Below are 16,643 nucleotides of genomic sequence, written 5' to 3'. Positions count from 1 at the left end.
GATGTGAAACTTGCAAGTCGCTTTGGGGTTCGTCGGCAACTACGCCCCACGTGGACTTTCACCACAGATTGACGGCATGCCCGTCATACTTAAAAGAGACCGTCTTTCGACAGTCTCTCTTAGTTTCTTCTTGTAGCGAAGATTCCTCCGCTCAATTACTATGCCTGAGCATTTTCCTCAGCAGGAGCTGCTTCCTTTGCAGGAGCAGGAGCCGCTTCAGCCTTAGGTGCTGCAGGTTTAGCTTTCTTCACTTTCATGTTGACGATAGCGCCGGTTGGGCACTCTTTGGCACACATGCCGCAGTTCTTGCACTTCTCTGGATCGATAAACGCAAGGTTATCTTCAACGTGGATAGCGTCGAACTTACATGTCTTCTCGCACTTTCCGCAACCGATGCAGGCATTGCTACAGGCTTTTCTGGCCTCGCCGCCCTTTGCCTTATTGGCACACTGTACGATGACAAGATTCTTAGCAGGTGAGATCCTGATAAGATTGTTAGGACAAGCTGTTGCGCAAGCTCCGCAGGCAACGCAATCATTCCTGTTTACTACGGCTACGCCGTCGCAGATATGGATTGCGTCAAACTCGCAGGCTGCTGTGCAGTCGCCAAGTCCCAGACATCCGAATGGGCATGCGTTCATGCCGCCGAAGAGCTGCTTGGCAGCCTTACATGTCTTGATATCGTTGTAAGTCAGGAGAGCCTTGGCAGCTTCCTTGGTTCCATTACACTGAACCACAGCTACCTGTTTCTCTCCGGCTCCGGCAGACACGCCCAGGATATCTCCCAGTTTAGTTGCCACGTCAGGACCGCCTACAGGGCATTTGCTGCAGCTTAGTGTGTGGTCTTCCGATAATGCGTTGGCATAGTCATCGCATCCGGCAAAGCCGCATCCACCGCAGTTAGCACCCGGCAGTTCAGCACGGAGTTTTACAAAAGTCTCATCGACAGGCACTGCGAATACTTTGGAAGCGAAGCTTAGGATAGCTGCGCCTACAAAGCCGATCAGTACTACGACTACGACTGCTATTACTATCAAATTCATTCTGTAATACCTCCAATCCTATGAGAACATGCCCTGGAAGCCCATAAAGCTCAAGGACAATATTGCTGCAGTAATTAATGTGATTGGAACGCCTCTGAATGCTTCAGGCATATGGCTCTGATCTACGAGCTTGCTTCTTACGCCGGCCATGATGACCATAGCGAAGAGGAATCCGATTCCAGCGCCGAATGAATTAACCAGTGATTCGATATAATTGTAATTGTTATCTATGTTCGTTATGCAGACACCCAGTACTGCGCAGTTTGTTGTGATCAGAGGAAGGAATACACCCAGTGACTTATACAGTGACTGCATATTCTTCTTCATGAACATCTCTACGAACTGTACTAATGCTGCTATTATCAGTATGAATACTATTGTCTGTAGATAAGGTATATCAAATGCGTTCAGCAACTGCATGATAGGCCATGTTGCCGCTGTTGCCAGGACCATTACAAAGGTTACGGCAATGCCCATGCCTTTGGCTGAATCCAGGTCTTTCGAAACTCCCAGGAAAGGACAGATACCGAGGAACTGTGCCAATGGGTAGTTACTAACCAGCACCATACTGATGATGATTACTAGCATTGAAGTTAGCATGCCTCTTCTCCTTTCTTCTCTACGAGCTTCTCAAGTTCTTTTCTCTCTCCACCGCAAGTGGATTCCATGGCGCATCCGCCACATCCAAAGTCTTTCTTGATCTTGCTCTTATCCTTAGTCAGATAAGCAACCAAAGCCATGATGACTGCATAAGTGAAGAATCCGCCAGGAGCCAAATTGAAGATTCCCATTGGTTCGATATGTCCTGCAAGAATGTTGATTCCAAGCAATGTGCCGGATCCGAGCAATTCTCTTACAGCGCCCATGCATGCCAGAGCAAAGGTAAAGCCGATGCCCATTCCGATCCCGTCCATGGCGGAGTCGATGACTGAGTTCTTATTAGCGAACATTTCTGCTCGTCCAAGGATGATACAGTTTACAACGATCAGTGGTATGAACAGTCCCAGCGATGAATACAGCGAAGGCACATATGCCTGCAGCAACAGCTGTACGACTGTTACGAATCCAGCGATTACTACTATGTAGCACGGGATTCTTACCTTGTCAGGGATGATCTTTCTCAAAGCAGAAATTACTATGTTTGAACAAATAAGTACTACTGCTGCGGAAATTCCCATTCCAACTCCGTTAGTAACTGACGATGTAGTCGCCAGTGTAGGACAAGTACCAAGTACTAGTACCAATGCCGGATTTTCCTTGATTATACCATTGGTCAGGATGCTCAGTTTACTTTTCTTTTCCATTACTTCACACCTCCCATTTTATTGTACTGGTCTAAAGCGGTGTACACGCCGTAGTGCTCAGCACTTCCTGTAACAGAGGCACCACTTATGTAGTTGATCTGGCCATCGTCCTTGACGGACTTGGAGTTCAGCTTGGTGAGGCCTTTGTACTGGGCAAGATATGACGTAGTCATATTTTTTGTTCCCAGTCCCGGCGTGTCAGCATGATCCATTATCTGGACGCCTGTGATCGCGCCTTTATTATCTATGCCTACCATCATGGTAAGCGCTCCGCCGAATGACTTGGTTACTACTGTAGCCACCATTCCGGCGCCATTGTTTGCAGTATATACATCCTGTACATAGACTGAATCTTTTTCTTCAACTACCAAATCGCCTTTATACTGAGTGAAGCTGTCGGCATCCTTCAGCAAAGTTGTCCTTGCCTTGTCGGCCGTTGCCTTAGTATTCTTGACGATTATAGGGTTTGTTACTCCATAGGTAACTGCCAGTGCGGCAGTGATTACCAGGCATATACAAACAAGTACTACAACAGGTGCAATATATTCTTTATATGTATTACTTTTCATTTTTCTTTGCACCTCCATAAAACTTCTTAATAGCAAAGTTGTCGATGAGCGGGCACAGAACATTCATGAACAGTATAGCGAATGAAACGCCTTCCGGGAATGAACACCACAGCCTGATGACCATGGTCACGACTCCGCAGCCGATACCGAATATTACTTTGCCAAGTGGCATTATAGGTGATGTTACATAATCTGTAGCACAGAAGAATGCTCCCAGCATAACGCCGCCTGCGCAGATATGGAATATAGCCATATGCATAGCGCTGTAATCTCCACCGACGATACTGTAATAGATAAATGCGAATACAAATACTGTACCTATAAAGGTCAACGGTATTATCGGTGATATTATCTTCTTCCAGATAAGGAATGCTCCACCGATGAGGATAGCCAGCGCACTGACTTCACCCATGGAACCTCCGATGAATCCAAGGAACATTTCCATGTTCGAAGGAAGTGTTACGGAACCGCCCTTAGCTGCCTGCAGCAGTCCTAAAGGGGTTGCTCCTGTAGTTGCGTCTGTAGCTGCAAGACGGGTAACAGGCCATGTAGTCATCTGTGTTGTGAATGACAGCAGCAGTACGATACGTCCTACGATAGCAGGGTTGGCAATGTTTCTGCCGAGTCCGCCGTAGAGCATCTTTACTACAACTATTGCAACAAAGCATCCTATGATAGCCATCCAATATGGGAAACTTGAAGGCAGGTTGAATGCCAGGATAGTTCCTGTCACGCATGCGCTCAGATCTCCGATGGTCTGTGGTTTCTTCATTAACTTATTGTAGCCCCATTCGAAGAATACTGAAGCTACTACGCATACGATAGTCAGAATTATTACTCTGAAACCGAATACATATATACTTACCAGGAATGACGGGATCAGTGCTATGAGCACCATCATCATCGTCTTCCTCGTATCCAGGCCTGTGACCAGATGTGGTGACGAGGATACTGTTAAATTATCATAATATTGATTTTCCATTACTTGATCCCAGCCTCCTTTACCAGACCTTTACCCAGTTTGTTCATAAAGCTGAGAGGTCTTCTTGCAGGACAGACAAATGAGCAGCTTCCGCACTCCATGCACTGCATGACCTGAAGGTCACTCAGTCTCTGAGCGTCTCTCTGTTCATAAGCGTCTGCAAATCCTGTAGGAAGCAGATCAAATGGACATGCCACGTGACATCTTCCGCAATGGATACAAGCAGTCTCCTCAGGAATGAACGCCTGACTCTTAGAAAAAGCCAGAAGAGCATTATTATTTTTAACTATTGGCATCTTATCGGAGAATATCGCTCTGCCCATCATAGGTCCTCCCATGAGGATCTTAGTAGGTGCTGACTTATAGCCGCCGCAGAATTCCATAATGTCATGGATCTGTGTGCCTATAGGTGCAATAATGTTCTTCGGTGTATTTACAGCATCGCCGTCAACGGTCATTCTCTTCTTAGTTAGTGGAACGCCGTCTTTCAGATACTGGCCAAAGAATGCCACTGAAGTTACGTTGGAAACAATAACTCCCAGGTCTGCAGGAAGCACGCCTGCGTCACAGTGTTTGCCTGTGATCTCGTAGATCAAAACTCTTTCTGCTCCTTTAGGATATCTAGCCTGGAGCTTGAATGTCTTGATGTTTGAAATACCCTGCTCAGCAAGCATCTTATCGAAGTTTGCTATAGCATCAGGTTTGTTTTCCTCGATAGCAATGTAACCCTGCTCAGTACCCAGATACTTCATGATCATCTGAGCGCCGTCGATTACCTGCTGCGCATCCTCAAGCATCGTTCTGTGGTCAGAAGTAATGAATGGTTCACACTCTGCACCATTGACGATGAATGTATGCACATCATCGATGTTCTTTGGATTAAATTTGATATGTGTCGGGAATGAAGCTCCTCCCAAACCTACCAGACCGCTGTCTCTTACAGCTTTTACAAAGCTTGGCTGGTCTGTGATCTCAGGTGCTTTGATCCCCTCAGCCAGTTCCTGCTTCTTATCTGCTTCAATGACTACCAGAGTGTCATTTCCGCCCATAGCAGAACGCTGAGTCTCGATTCCAGTTACCGTTCCCGATACGCTGGAGTGGACAGGTACACTTACGAAAGCATCCGTGTCGCCGATCAACTGTCCTACCTTGACTTCGTCTCCCTTTTTCACGAGAGGCTTGCAAGGTGCGCCTATGTTCTGTGACATTGATATCTTGACAATGTCTGGAATAGGCATCACTTCGGTTTCACATCCGGCAGTATTTTTATAATGTCCGGCATCGATGCTATGCAAATGTTTTGCATTAGAACTCATAAATTGAAACCTTCCTTTCTAAATAATAGTATTCATTAATCTTTTAATAATCATACGAAGGTTATTATACAACATTAAATCCCAAAAATCACTATATATTTGATATAAATATAACATAAGGAATACATAATACAAAGTGAACCGAATTTGTCGAAAAAAATATAGGTTTGTGTGTTTAAATGCATTATTTCAGGGCATAACATAAGCATAACAATTAAACGATTGCTTAATCGTTTAATCAAGGAGGATGAAAATGGCAGAAATCAGATTACCACATAACCACGGCACAGCCACAGCCCAATACCTGCGGGACATACCCTGCCAGGATGTATTCGACAATGTAGCGGATACCTTTGCGCTATTAAGTGACCCTACGCGGGTCAAGATCCTGTGGCTTCTTTGCCACACGGAGGACTGCGTAGCTAATATCGCCGCCGCTGTGGAAATGTCATCGCCTGCAGTGTCACACCACCTGAAGGTCCTGCGCAGCGCAGGCATACTCACATCCCGCAAGGACGGGAAAGAGGTCTATTACACCCTGTCCGACACGGAGGAGGCCAGACATATCCACCACATAGTAGACATTATTTTTGATTTTAACTGTAAAGGAAGGTACTAAAATGAAGAAATCTTATAAGCTTGAAAATCTGGACTGCGCCAACTGCGCGGCTAAAATGGAAAGAGCTATCGGTAAAATCGACGGCGTCAATGAATGCAGCATCAGTTTCATGACTCAGAAGATCAACATCGATGCAGAGGATGAAAAGTTCGATGATGTTATGGTTGCCGCTCAGAAAGCCATTACCAAAGTCGACCGTGGATGCAAAATCATTAAATAAGAGGGACAAACATGAACAAGGAACAGAAAATCGACATAGCTAAAATACTTATATCGGCAGCCCTATACGCTGTGGGCTTCGCTACAGGCAATTTCTGGTTTTTTATCGGCGCATACCTGGTTGCCGGCTACAAAACGATCTTTGAAGCTGTTATAGGCATAATCCATCTGGAGCTCTTGGATGAGAACTTTCTCATGACCATTGCTTCTCTTGGTGCCCTGTACTGCGGCCAGTACCCGGAAGCCGTTGCGGTTATGCTATTCTACCAGGTTGGCGAGTTTTTCGAGGATTACGCAGTCAATAATTCCCGAAAATCCATCGCCGGACTTATGGACATTAAGGCGGAATTCGCCAACAGATTGGCAGACGGCAAGGAAGAACGAGTGGATCCCGAGGAACTGAAGCTCGGCGACGTGATTCTGGTCCGTCCCGGTGAGAAGATCCCTGTGGACGGCGTCATCATCAACGGCTCATCATCCCTGGACACAGCTGCCCTCACCGGCGAATCCATGCCGAGAGACGTTACCGAGGGTGCTGAAGTCATCAGCGGCACTATCAATCTGACAGGCCTCCTTCAGGTCCGCGTAACTAAGGTCTATGAAGATTCCACCGTGGCAAAAGTCCTGGATCTGGTGGAAAATGCCAGCAGCAAGAAGGCGTCTGTAGAAAAGTTCATAACCAAATTCGCTCACTATTACACTCCTATGGTAGTAGGCTGTGCTGTGGCTCTTGCCGTTATACCGACAATCGTTTTCGGCTGGTCCGCCTTCGATGAGTGGCTCTACCGGGCCATGATATTCCTGGTGATCTCGTGCCCGTGCGCTTTGGTCATTTCGGTCCCTCTGAGTCTCTTCGCAGGCGTGGGCTCCGCGTCCAGGCAGGGCATTCTGGTCAAAGGCAGCAACTACCTGGAGGCTCTTGCCAAGGTGGACACCTTTGCCTTCGATAAGACAGGCACCCTGACGACAGGTCGGTTCGCCGTAACAAAAATCAGCCCGGCAGGCGGCATTTCCGAGGCAGAACTTCTGGAAATGACAGCTGTATGTGAGGCTAAGTCTAATCACCCTATCGCCGCGTCTATTGCGGCCTGCTGGAAGGAGCGCAGCGATAATACTGAGGCCTCTGAGGGCCCAGTCACCGATTATCATGAACTGGCCGGCAAGGGCATAAGCTGTCTGTATAACGGAAGAAAGATATACTTCGGCAACGCTGCTCTCATGAGAGATATAGGCGCAGACTTCGTCGAAGCAACAGATATGGGTTCCATAGTCTATGTGGCCGATGAAAATAATTACCTGGGCTACATAGCAGTTGCCGATCAGATCAGAGACAACTGCGCAGATACCCTGGCTGAACTGAAAAAGCTCGGTGTCAAACGGGAGATCATGCTCACAGGCGACCGCTTGGAAATTGCCGAAGCCGTAGGCAAGGCCATAGGCGTCACAGACATTATGAGCGAACTTCTGCCGGGGCAGAAAGTCGATGCCCTGGAGACAGCCATAGCCGCCGAAGGCGAGAAGAACAGGCTGGTTTTTGTTGGTGACGGCATCAACGACGCTCCTGTCCTGGCCCGTGCCGACGTGGGCATTGCCATGGGAGCTTTCGGGTCAGACGCAGCAGTGGAAGCCGCCGATGTAGTCATAATGACCGACGACATTTCCAGACTGACCGCAGTAATGAAAATTGCCCGCAAGACCATGAAGATCTGCAGGCAAAACGTAGTATTCGCGCTGGTTATCAAATTCGCCATTCTGGGCCTTGGTGCCTTCGGCCTGGCGACTATGTGGGAAGCCGTCTTCGCCGATGTAGGCGTGGCTGTACTGTGCATACTGAACTCTATGCGTGCCCTGAAATTATGATCAGGCCTCGGGCAATATAACAGTAAACACGCTGCCCTGGCCCAGTGTGCTTTCAACGGAAATCTCTCCGCCGTGAGCTTCGGCTATCCAGCGTACCATGGCCAGACCCAGACCGAAACTGTCCCCTTCGTGGGCGCGGGACCGGTCAGCCTTATAGAACCGATTGAAGATATTCTTCTGATCCTCCTCCGATATACCTATACCGTCATCGCTTACAGTTATGACGGTATTCTTTTCGTTCCGAGACAGGGTCATCCAAACGGTTCCCGGCGCTTCGTTATATTTGACGGCGTTGGTCAGGAGATTGGCCATCATACGTATAAGCAGAGTCTGGTCGCCATTGAAAAATATCTGATTCTCAATATTGGCCTCCATCTCAATGCCCTGTTCTTCAGCCACCTTGGAGTATTCGTCAACCATATCTCTACAGAGAGCCGACAGATCCAGGCGTTCCTTCTCCATGACCGTTTCCTTGTCCATAGTCCGTGACAGCTGCAAAAGTTGCTGGATCAGAGCCATAGTCCGCTTGCACTGCTTCTGTATCATCTCGATGGACTCCCTGTATTCAGCCCCATCATGGTTTTCTTTAAGGAGCAGCTCGCACTCGGACAGAACTACCGACACCGGCGTCCTGAGCTCGTGAGATACATCTGAGGTGAACTGTTTCTCAGCCTTGAAGGCTGTCTCCAGGCGAGCCATCATGTCATTCAGCGTTTCCGTCAGATAATATAGCTCGTCTTTATTGGCGCCGACGGGCAGCCTGCGTGACAGGTCCTTACCGGAGCCTATGGTCTGAGCAGCCTCGGTAATGTCTGACACAGGTGCAAAAGCGCGCTTGGTTATGCGCCGCCCGGCGAGGATGGCGAGCAAAAGTAAGATTGGCAGGATTATCAGCATGATGATAATTATAGATCGCAGGTATGCCGCCTCGTTGTCCATGGCGTAAATGCCCCGGACCCAGATACCCTGGCCGTTGTCGTAGGTGTTATGCAGGTCGTAGACCAGCCACGTGTCATTGGCAGTCTCCACTTTCCTCAGTTTGCCCGTGGTCAGAGGCGTAGCCGCCTTGAAAGCCGCCGGCACGGATCCCTTGATAAGATCACCCTTATCGCTGTACACCAGCAGCGTAACGCCCTTATAATAATTATCGAAGTCGTCATCTATCTGCAGGGTGCTGTGCTCGCTTTCAATATCCTCGAAGGAATTCTGCACGGCGTCCTTCAGGGTGCCGCTGGAAATCGTGTTGGTCTGGTTGTCCATTATAACAATGAACACCCCAAGTATCAGCACTGTGATCCCTATTAGTACCAGCGAATAATATAATGTAACTTTTTTCTTTATAGACATGTTTTTCATTTGATCACGTAACCCATTCCTTTGACCGTCTGGATCAGTTTCTCATCATAGTCTGCATCGATTTTCCGGCGCAGTGTCCTGATATATACATCTACGATATTGCTGCTGCCCTCGTAGTCGTAATTCCAGATGTGTTCTTCTATCTTCTCTCTGGACAAAATCATACCTTTATTATGCATAAGATATTCAAGTATTGCGTATTCCTTGGCAGTAAGGACGATTTCCCGGCCGTCGCGATTTGCCATCTTGCTCTTGGTATTTAGTGACAGCGGTCCAACTTTCAGTATGTGGTCGTCTCTGTCAACGCCACCGCGCCTGATCATGACTCTGACCCTGGCAGCCAGTTCCTCCAATGAAAAAGGCTTGGTAAGATAATCGTCTGCGCCGCCGTCAAGGCCCGCCACCTTGTCTTCCACTGTATTTTTTGCTGTAAGCAGCAGCACCGGCGTAGTGCGGCCCTTCGCTCTCATCTCTTTCAAAATGTCCAGCCCGTTGACCTCCGGCAGCATTATGTCCAGGATCACGGCGTCGTAATCGGCGGCTTCTATATAATCCATAGCGTCGCCGCCGCTGAAGCAACAGTCGGAGGTATATCCTTCGATTTTCATATACTTGGCAATATTCCTGCAAAGTTGCTTCTCATCTTCAACTATCAGTAATCTCATGGCGCTCCTCCTTTATCTACTCTTATCATATATTAAAAATATTAAAAAACAATGAAAATTTTCATTTTGGTTTCATTTTCGCAGGTTATTATATGGCCATAGTAAGAAATTGTATTGAGAAAGGAGTACAACATGAAAAGTATATTTAACAAAAGGAACACTCTGATTGCCGGCGCTGCCGTAGCAGTCGTAGCCATAGCACTTATAGCTTCCACAGTTCTGTCGGATGCCCTGACTTCTACGGAGGCTAGAGACCTGGCGAAGAAACATGTTCCGGCAAATGCCGAGTATAAGGCAACAGAAGAAGAATCAACCAAATATGAAATCACATTCTACGATGCGACCAATAAGGAAACTTACGAAGTAGAAGTGAGCAAGAAGACGCAGAAGGTAAAGTCAGTTGACTCTCAGCTGGATAACGATCTGGGCAGCGAGAAAGTTACTCTAAGCAAGGCTGAAGTAGTAAAAATCCTAAAGGCTAAATTCTCCGGAATAACTTCTATCAGTGTAAATCTGGTCAAGGATGACGGTCTCTATGAATATGAAGCATCTTTCAAATCTGCAGATTTCTACGGAGACGCAACGGTAAATCCAGCCAGCGGTAAGATTCTGGAAAGTTCTATCAAATACGGTACTGCTACAGTGATACCGAATGATGACAACGACAAAGATAATGACACTTCGGACAATGACAGCAACAGCAACGGTTCCAGTGACAACGACGCTGTAAGCGGCGCTTCAGAGAGCGATAACAGCGGTTCTGAAGGAACCGCAACGGGCAATGATTCAAACAATAGCTCCAGCGACCGTATTTCAGTAGCTAAGGCTAAGAGCATAGTTCTGGCTAAGATCCCTGGCGCTACTATTAAGAATATCAACCTGGAAAAGGAAGACGGTATCTATGTTTATGAGGGCGAAGCAACTCTGGGCAACTACGAATACGACTTCGAGATCAACGCTTCCTCAGGCGTCATTAGCGGCTGGGACAAAGATAAGATTGACACACACGATAATGACAATGATGACGACAACGACAACGACGAGGATGACGACTAACCATTCTTTCGCCTCACTAGTCCTCGTGTGCAGGCAGTCATATAGTCTCACTCGCGAAGAACAGAATATGCCGCGAACTTGACGGAATACTTAAGGAGTTGCTTCATTTTTAGATGCAACTCCTTTAAAGTGCGATTCTTCAGGTGAAAATCATGCAAGCATGTTTTCACCATTATAATCGCACTTTATTCCGTCTTCAAACATCGCGGCCATATTTGTCTGTTCTTCCTGCTCGCTTGCGACTATGACTGCACTTGCTCCTGCGGGATCGTTCAGCGAAAGAACGGTTAGTCTTTTCAGGCGCCTACTGTGATCCTTCCGTCGCTATCTACTCCCATGACATTTTCACCACGGGCGCGGAGATCAGAAACATAATCAATTATCTCCTGGTCCAGCTCCTCGCCGGGGCAGATAATAGGAATGCCCGGCGGATACGGAATTATCGATGCGGCACATATCTTCCCAGCCGCATCGTTTAATTGCGATTTCTTTCTGACAGCCGGAACCGGGTGTTGCTTCAGGTCTTTGAAGGACCAGGGCGCCGGAGCGGCTTCCACAGAATCCAGCAAATGGCCCTCGGATGCGATCTCTGAAAGTGCTCCAATAAGGGCTTCATAGTCGCATCGTCTATTACCGATTCCAGTCATACACATAACTATGTTTCCCGTTACCAGTTCCGGATAGATATTGCGGGCCATAAGTTTCTTCTCCAGAGCCAGACCATCGAGACCGTAATGGCTCATGTCCAGGTTCAGCTTGGAATCGTCTAATAACGAATGGTTCATTACCCGCAGGCCTTCTATCCTGGATGCCGCCTTATAGAACCAATCCAAATCATGGCGCCAATCAGCAATGAGCTGGCGACCATGTTTTTCTAATATATCAGCATTTATATCCAGCGACGCCATAAGCAGATACGATGGACTGGTGCTCTCGATTTTCTGCAGGGCATCTTCGAAATCAAAGAGATTTACTCTGGTGCCGAAGACATTAGCAACAGCACTCTGAGTAAAAGACGCCAGAGTTTTGTGTGTACTGTCAATGACAATGTCTGCTCCCAGATTTTCAGCTGCCAGCTTCAGCCCTCCGCAATATTCATCGAAAAATTTCAGGTGAGCCCCGTGGGCCTGATCCACTATGAGGATCTTCCCCCGGCTATGGACAAGTTCCGCTATAGCGCCAATATCACTGCAGATGCCGTAATAATTTGGGCTGGGCAGAAGGACTGCCGATGCGTCAGGCGCAGCATCCAGACAACGCCTGATCTCATCAACGCTGATCTCCCCTGTAATGCCGTAAGCCTCTATCATTTCAGGATAAGCATAGACCGGCTCCACTCCTGCCAGAGACAGACCGTTAAATACCGATTTGTGACAGTTGCGCGCCATTATCAGGCGGCCGCCACGAGGCACGCAACTCATGATCGCCGCAATCAGCCCGCAGCTGCTCCCGTTAATAAGCAAATACGATGCCCGGCTGCCGTACAGACTGCAATAGCGATCCATAACAGACGCAATTACGCCTTCCGTCTGAAAGAGATTGTCCGCTCCCGGGATCTCCGTAATATCCCAGTCGACCATATTGTCCAGGAAATCATCATAGCCCAGCTGGCGATAAACAGCCGAACCTTTGTGGCCCGGCATATGGAAAGAAACCGGCGAACCGCTGGCGTGGGCCCTGAGAAAATCATGCAATGTTTTGTTCATACTGCCTCCTATAACACCGGCCCGAACACCCTGAGCACAGCCGCAAGAAGCCTGCCGAAGAAGAATCTCTTGCGGTCTTCGGCCGTGATTTCATAGCTGCGCTGGAAGGTCTCGATGCAGTCGTTCCTGATGTCTTCGATGGCGCTGTTTTCAATGAGCAGGGCGCCGCATTCGAAATGCAGGAACAGACTTCTGTAATCCATGTTGATTGTGCCCACCACGGCTACCCGGTCGTCGCTGACGAAGCTCTTGGCGTGGATGAACCCCGGCGTGTACTCGTAAATGCGGACTCCGGCTTTGATCAGGGGTTCATAGTACGACCTGCTCAAAGTGTATATCAGAGGTTTATCCGGTATGCCCGGCGTCACCAGACGCACGTCTACGCCGCGCTTGGCTGCCAGTGTCAGCGCCGTCTGCATCTCATTATCTATGATCAGGTATGGCGTGTATATGAACACGTAATCCTCCGCCTGGTTGAGGATCTCCAGGTAAACATTTTCACCCAGGTTTTCATCGTCAAGAGGCGTATCAGAATAAGGCTGAACGATACCGTCAGTCTTGAAACTTTCCGGATGCCAGACATGGGGCTGAAAGACGTCATATCCCACATCAGTCTTGATGAAGGAATTCCACATATTAAGGAACATGACCGTCAGATTCCATACAGCGTCGCCGTACATTCTTACGCCGCTGTCCTTCCAGTGACCGAAGCGCACTATCTTATTGGCGTACTCGTCAGCGATATTGGCGCCGCCCGTGTATCCTATATAGCCGTCGATGACCGTTATCTTCCTGTGGTCACGGTTGTTGTAGACCAGAGATAAGATCGGCCTCATCTTATTAAATGACATTACCTTGATATTATTTTCCTTCAGCAATTTCTCGAAATGCTTAGGTATCTTGGCCATGGTCCCGATATCATCGTATATTATCCGCACATCCAGGCCGGCAGCCGACTTTTCCTTAAGTATCGCAAAGACCTTCTCCCAAAGCCAGCCTTTGGAGAAGATGAAATACTCCATGAAAATGAAATGCTCGGCTTTGGCAAGATCCTTCAGCATGTCCTCAAACATGTCATCACCCACTGGGTAATACTTGGTGCGGGTGTTCTTCCAAGCCGGATACGGACCTTTCTCCGAAATATACGAGCAGGTCCGCTGCAGCCTCGGCGAAGCTATGTTGCGTATGTCGTCCTCCTGTTTCAGATCGTCCCGATGTATCTGCTCCATAGGATCGATCCTGCGTTTAAGCAGTTTGGCCGGCCGTTTATTGCCGAACAAAAGGTACAGGGGCACGCCCATTATCGGCAAAAGGCATATCAAAAGAATCCAGCCTATTTTATAGGCCGGATTATAGTCGCGCCAAATAATGAACAGCGCCAGAATCACTGCTACAACTGTAAATCCTATGCTTATCCACTTGGCGTAATAGGCCAGTTTGAACACAAGCACGAAGAAGTAGTATAGTTGTATAAGTATAAATACTAATGTGATTGTAAATCTGCTGAAAATCTTATTGAAGATCTTGCCGAACAAAGACCTCATAAAACTCCCTCCTGATCTCCTGTCGTTACAGTCCTAACTGCGAAGTCACGTTACGCATGAAATCCTGCACGTTGGTGACGATCCCCTTGGCCGACAGACTTCCTCTGTCACCCAGTTTGTTGACTGCGAATTCTACTGTGTCTACCATGTAAAAGTATACCGGCCTGATGGTTCCGTCGCCCAGAACTCTGTAAGTCGGCGTCATATTCCCAGTAGCTATAGTATGCAGGACCGTAGCCATTCCAATGACTGTAGTCGCCTTACGCACGTGGGATCTGATAGCGTCCTGGCCTACATAGGTGTGCTCGTATACCTCAGGCAAGGGCCCGTCGTCTCTGATGGAGCCGTTGAGCACAAAGGGAACATCGTTGTCCACGCAGGCTTTGATGATGCCGTCGGGGATATTCTCTTTCTCCAGGAATTTCGCAATAGAACCGTAGGTATTGATTTTATTGATTGTGTCTATATGGTTGTAGTGGCCGTTGGTATAGGGCATCTGCGTTCTGATATCCACGCCCAGAGCAGTGCCTATATAGCCAGCCTCCAGGTCGTGAGTTGCCAGAGCGTTGCCCGCCAGCAAAGCCTGAACATAGCCGTTTTCCACCAGTTTCGCAAAGGATTCTCTGGCTGTGACATCGAAGGCGCAAGCAGGTCCCAGTACCCATACTACATAACCGTCATGCTCTTTTTCATATTTCAATATGTCGCAAAGCTGTTCGTAGTCATAGGTGAAGGCTGTCTCTCTGCTTCTGCTCTGACGGAAGGCGAAGTTCCCTACGCTGCGTTTCTGCTCCCAGTCGAAGCAGTTAGCGTGGACATATATACCCTCTTCACAGTCTTCCGTTCTGCCTGTGACGACCATGTCGCCCTGTCTCAGGTTTCTGAACTCTCTGACGTATATCTTATTATTCTCGAATACGGGCACGCAGTCCATTCTGCTGTCCTCGGCCAGATACCACTGACCGTCTATCTTGAAGTATTCAGGAAATATTGATGTAGCATGGAAATGTTCCGGAGCGGCTTTATCCACCGGCGAAGCCTCCAGCTTGGCATTAGGAGCCTTAATGAATTTCTCCTGAGAGAAATCAGGCTCAATGTAATCTGGTAATTTAAACATCTTGCTTTTCGATCCTTTCAACGCCGCCCATATATTTTCTCAGGACTTCAGGAACTATAACGCTGCCATCCTCCTGCTGGAAATTCTCCAGTATGGCGGCCGTAGTTCTTCCAACAGCCAGTCCGCTGCCGTTAAGTGTATGAACGAATTCCGGCTTGCCGCCGTTTCTTCTGAATCTGATGTTAGCGCGTCTTGCCTGGAAATCCAGGAAGTTGGAACATGAAGAAATCTCAACATACCTTCCGTAGCTTGGCATCCAGACTTCGATATCGTAAGTGGTCGCCGATGAGAATCCCAGGTCTCCCGAGCTGAGTTTGACAACGTGATACGGCAGGCCAAGCCTCTTCAGGACTTCCTCTGCATCCAGAGTCAATGACTCAAGCTCATCCCATGATGTCTCCGGCTTAACGAACTTGACCAGTTCCACTTTGTTAAACTGATGCTGTCTGATTATTCCTCTCGTATCCCTGCCTGCAGAACCTGCTTCGGCTCTGAAACAAGGGGTGTAAGCTGTGTAATGTATTGGCAGCTCTGCCTCATCTATGATTTCCTGAGCTCTCATATTAGTAACAGGTACTTCTGCTGTCGGTATGAGGAAGAAATCCTTCTGGGGTACATAGAACATGTCATCTTCAAATTTCGGAAGCTGTCCCGTTCCTGTCATAGCATCTCTGTTGACCATGAAAGGCGGCAGGATTTCCGTATAATCCTGGTCTATAGTATGAAGGTCTAGCATAAAGCAGGCTATGGCTCTCTCAAGTCTAGCTCCCAGACCCTTGTAGATAGTGAATCTGGCTCCTGCTATCTTGGCAGCTCTCTCGAAGTCCAGAATGCCCAGGTTTTCGCCTATGTCCCAGTGGGCTTTCGGCTCAAAATCAAACTTAGTTGGTTCCCCATGCTTTCTCAGTTCCACGTTGTCAGCATCGTCTTTGCCGAAAGGTACTCCCTCAGCAGGCGTATTAGGAACATTCAAAAGGGCGTTCCTCAGGTTGGTCTCTATCTCTGAAAGTTTCCCGTCCATTTCCTTGATTTCAGCAGACAGTTCCTTCATTTCAGCCATTACCGCAGTGGTGTCTTCCCCGGCCTTCTTCATCTTAGGAATCTCTTTAGATACTGTGTTCTGCTTGTGCTTCTTGTCTTCGACTTCAGCCAGTATTTCCTTACGCTGATCATCGTACTTCTTAACATCATCTATGCCGAAGTCGCCCTTGCCCCTGAATTCTACTCTTTCCTTAACTCCGTCGAAATCTTCTCTTATTCTCTTAATGTCTAACATTTTACTCTCCC

At 48.0% G+C, this 16,643-nt stretch carries 16 protein-coding genes; 4 read left to right on the top strand and 12 right to left on the bottom strand.

What is annotated here, in order from left to right; genetic code table 11:
- Window positions 1-158 precede the first annotated feature (158 nt).
- The 6 genes from EV211_RS05745 to rsxC are packed head-to-tail and all read right to left on the bottom strand — an operon-like array spanning window position 159 to window position 5,214.
- The gene (locus tag EV211_RS05745) at window positions 159-1,043 is read right to left on the bottom strand and encodes an RnfABCDGE type electron transport complex subunit B (protein WP_133528468.1); all 885 of its coding nucleotides are present in this window, start codon (window positions 1,041-1,043) and stop codon (window positions 159-161) included.
- 18 nt (window positions 1,044-1,061) lie between these two features.
- Entirely contained in the window at window positions 1,062-1,643 is a 582-nt protein-coding gene (locus EV211_RS05740; RefSeq protein WP_133528467.1) for an electron transport complex protein RnfA, read from the bottom strand.
- The gene (gene rsxE / locus EV211_RS05735) at window positions 1,637-2,347 is read right to left on the bottom strand and encodes an electron transport complex subunit RsxE (RefSeq protein WP_133528466.1); all 711 of its coding nucleotides are present in this window, start codon (window positions 2,345-2,347) and stop codon (window positions 1,637-1,639) included. Before rsxE ends, EV211_RS05740 begins: the two co-directional genes overlap by 7 nt.
- Entirely contained in the window at window positions 2,347-2,916 is a 570-nt protein-coding gene (locus tag EV211_RS05730) for an FMN-binding protein (protein ID WP_166635380.1), read from the bottom strand. Before EV211_RS05730 ends, rsxE begins: the two co-directional genes overlap by 1 nt.
- Window positions 2,906-3,898, bottom strand: a complete 993-nt coding sequence (locus EV211_RS05725) for an RnfABCDGE type electron transport complex subunit D (RefSeq protein WP_133528464.1) — start codon at window positions 3,896-3,898, stop codon at window positions 2,906-2,908. Before EV211_RS05725 ends, EV211_RS05730 begins: the two co-directional genes overlap by 11 nt.
- Window positions 3,898-5,214 (bottom strand): electron transport complex subunit RsxC, encoded by a 1,317-nt coding sequence (gene rsxC, locus EV211_RS05720; protein WP_133528463.1) that lies wholly within the window; start codon window positions 5,212-5,214, stop codon window positions 3,898-3,900. The genes EV211_RS05725 and rsxC overlap by 1 nt, the downstream gene beginning before the upstream one ends.
- A 253-nt stretch (window positions 5,215-5,467) precedes the next feature.
- Between rsxC and EV211_RS05715 the strand changes: the two genes are divergently transcribed.
- The 3 genes from EV211_RS05715 to EV211_RS05705 are packed head-to-tail and all read left to right on the top strand — an operon-like array spanning window position 5,468 to window position 7,912.
- Window positions 5,468-5,833, top strand: a complete 366-nt coding sequence (locus tag EV211_RS05715; protein ID WP_207667995.1) for an ArsR/SmtB family transcription factor — start codon at window positions 5,468-5,470, stop codon at window positions 5,831-5,833.
- Between the two features lies 1 nt (window position 5,834).
- Entirely contained in the window at window positions 5,835-6,053 is a 219-nt protein-coding gene (locus tag EV211_RS05710) for a cation transporter (RefSeq protein ID WP_133528461.1), read from the top strand.
- Window positions 6,054-6,064: 11 nt separating this feature from the next.
- Window positions 6,065-7,912 (top strand): heavy metal translocating P-type ATPase, encoded by a 1,848-nt coding sequence (locus tag EV211_RS05705; RefSeq protein ID WP_133528460.1) that lies wholly within the window; start codon window positions 6,065-6,067, stop codon window positions 7,910-7,912.
- On the opposite strand, the gene EV211_RS05700 is transcribed toward EV211_RS05705, so the two are convergent.
- Together EV211_RS05700 and EV211_RS05695 are read right to left on the bottom strand one after the other, a co-directional pair.
- Entirely contained in the window at window positions 7,913-9,268 is a 1,356-nt protein-coding gene (locus EV211_RS05700; RefSeq protein ID WP_133528459.1) for a sensor histidine kinase, read from the bottom strand.
- Window positions 9,265-9,933: a response regulator transcription factor gene (locus EV211_RS05695; protein ID WP_133528458.1), complete on the bottom strand. Its 669-nt coding sequence runs from the start codon at window positions 9,931-9,933 to the stop codon at window positions 9,265-9,267. Before EV211_RS05695 ends, EV211_RS05700 begins: the two co-directional genes overlap by 4 nt.
- Window positions 9,934-10,065: 132 nt before the next feature.
- On the opposite strand from EV211_RS05695, the gene EV211_RS05690 reads away from it, so the two are divergent.
- The gene (locus EV211_RS05690; protein ID WP_133528457.1) at window positions 10,066-10,989 is read left to right on the top strand and encodes a PepSY domain-containing protein; all 924 of its coding nucleotides are present in this window, start codon (window positions 10,066-10,068) and stop codon (window positions 10,987-10,989) included.
- Between the two features lie 296 nt (window positions 10,990-11,285).
- On the opposite strand, the gene EV211_RS05685 is transcribed toward EV211_RS05690, so the two are convergent.
- The 4 genes from EV211_RS05685 to serS are packed head-to-tail and all read right to left on the bottom strand — an operon-like array spanning window position 11,286 to window position 16,632.
- Window positions 11,286-12,695 carry an aminotransferase class I/II-fold pyridoxal phosphate-dependent enzyme gene (locus EV211_RS05685; protein WP_133528456.1) on the bottom strand — a complete coding sequence of 470 codons (1,410 nt, stop codon included), beginning with the start codon at window positions 12,693-12,695 and terminating at the stop codon, window positions 11,286-11,288.
- An 8-nt stretch (window positions 12,696-12,703) separates the two neighbouring features.
- The gene (gene cls / locus EV211_RS05680) at window positions 12,704-14,239 is read right to left on the bottom strand and encodes a cardiolipin synthase (RefSeq protein ID WP_133528455.1); all 1,536 of its coding nucleotides are present in this window, start codon (window positions 14,237-14,239) and stop codon (window positions 12,704-12,706) included.
- A 25-nt stretch (window positions 14,240-14,264) separates the two neighbouring features.
- The gene (locus EV211_RS05675; RefSeq protein WP_133528454.1) at window positions 14,265-15,356 is read right to left on the bottom strand and encodes a putative NPN-dependent ornithine cyclodeaminase; all 1,092 of its coding nucleotides are present in this window, start codon (window positions 15,354-15,356) and stop codon (window positions 14,265-14,267) included.
- Window positions 15,349-16,632 carry a serine--tRNA ligase gene (serS, locus tag EV211_RS05670; protein WP_133528453.1) on the bottom strand — a complete coding sequence of 428 codons (1,284 nt, stop codon included), beginning with the start codon at window positions 16,630-16,632 and terminating at the stop codon, window positions 15,349-15,351. The genes EV211_RS05675 and serS overlap by 8 nt, the downstream gene beginning before the upstream one ends.
- Window positions 16,633-16,643 lie beyond the last annotated feature (11 nt).

The sequence above is a fragment of the Aminicella lysinilytica genome (genome assembly GCF_004362975.1).
Lineage (GTDB): Bacteria > Bacillota > Clostridia > Peptostreptococcales > Anaerovoracaceae > Aminicella > Aminicella lysinilytica.
The sequence above is the reverse complement of the archived record's forward strand: the minus strand, read 5'-3'. Positions and strand labels throughout refer to the sequence as shown.

Bases quoted from the DNA above. Each gene is read 5' to 3' on its own strand.
- EV211_RS05710 (WP_133528461.1), top strand. From the start codon at position 5,835: ATGAAGAAATCTTATAAGCTTGAAAATCTGGACTGCGCCAACTGCGCG.
- EV211_RS05725 (WP_133528464.1), bottom strand. From the start codon at position 3,898: ATGGAAAATCAATATTATGATAATTTAACAGTATCCTCGTCACCACAT.
- EV211_RS05740 (WP_133528467.1), bottom strand. From the start codon at position 1,643: ATGCTAACTTCAATGCTAGTAATCATCATCAGTATGGTGCTGGTTAGT.
- EV211_RS05715 (WP_207667995.1), top strand. From the start codon at position 5,468: ATGGCAGAAATCAGATTACCACATAACCACGGCACAGCCACAGCCCAA.
- rsxE (WP_133528466.1), bottom strand. From the start codon at position 2,347: ATGGAAAAGAAAAGTAAACTGAGCATCCTGACCAATGGTATAATCAAG.
- EV211_RS05730 (WP_166635380.1), bottom strand. From the start codon at position 2,916: ATGAAAAGTAATACATATAAAGAATATATTGCACCTGTTGTAGTACTT.
- EV211_RS05700 (WP_133528459.1), bottom strand. From the start codon at position 9,268: ATGAAAAACATGTCTATAAAGAAAAAAGTTACATTATATTATTCGCTG.
- EV211_RS05695 (WP_133528458.1), bottom strand. From the start codon at position 9,933: ATGAGATTACTGATAGTTGAAGATGAGAAGCAACTTTGCAGGAATATT.
- rsxC (WP_133528463.1), bottom strand. From the start codon at position 5,214: ATGAGTTCTAATGCAAAACATTTGCATAGCATCGATGCCGGACATTAT.
- EV211_RS05745 (WP_133528468.1), bottom strand. From the start codon at position 1,043: ATGAATTTGATAGTAATAGCAGTCGTAGTCGTAGTACTGATCGGCTTT.
- EV211_RS05685 (WP_133528456.1), bottom strand. From the start codon at position 12,695: ATGAACAAAACATTGCATGATTTTCTCAGGGCCCACGCCAGCGGTTCG.
- serS (WP_133528453.1), bottom strand. From the start codon at position 16,632: ATGTTAGACATTAAGAGAATAAGAGAAGATTTCGACGGAGTTAAGGAA.
- cls (WP_133528455.1), bottom strand. From the start codon at position 14,239: ATGAGGTCTTTGTTCGGCAAGATCTTCAATAAGATTTTCAGCAGATTT.
- EV211_RS05705 (WP_133528460.1), top strand. From the start codon at position 6,065: ATGAACAAGGAACAGAAAATCGACATAGCTAAAATACTTATATCGGCA.
- EV211_RS05675 (WP_133528454.1), bottom strand. From the start codon at position 15,356: ATGTTTAAATTACCAGATTACATTGAGCCTGATTTCTCTCAGGAGAAA.
- EV211_RS05690 (WP_133528457.1), top strand. From the start codon at position 10,066: ATGAAAAGTATATTTAACAAAAGGAACACTCTGATTGCCGGCGCTGCC.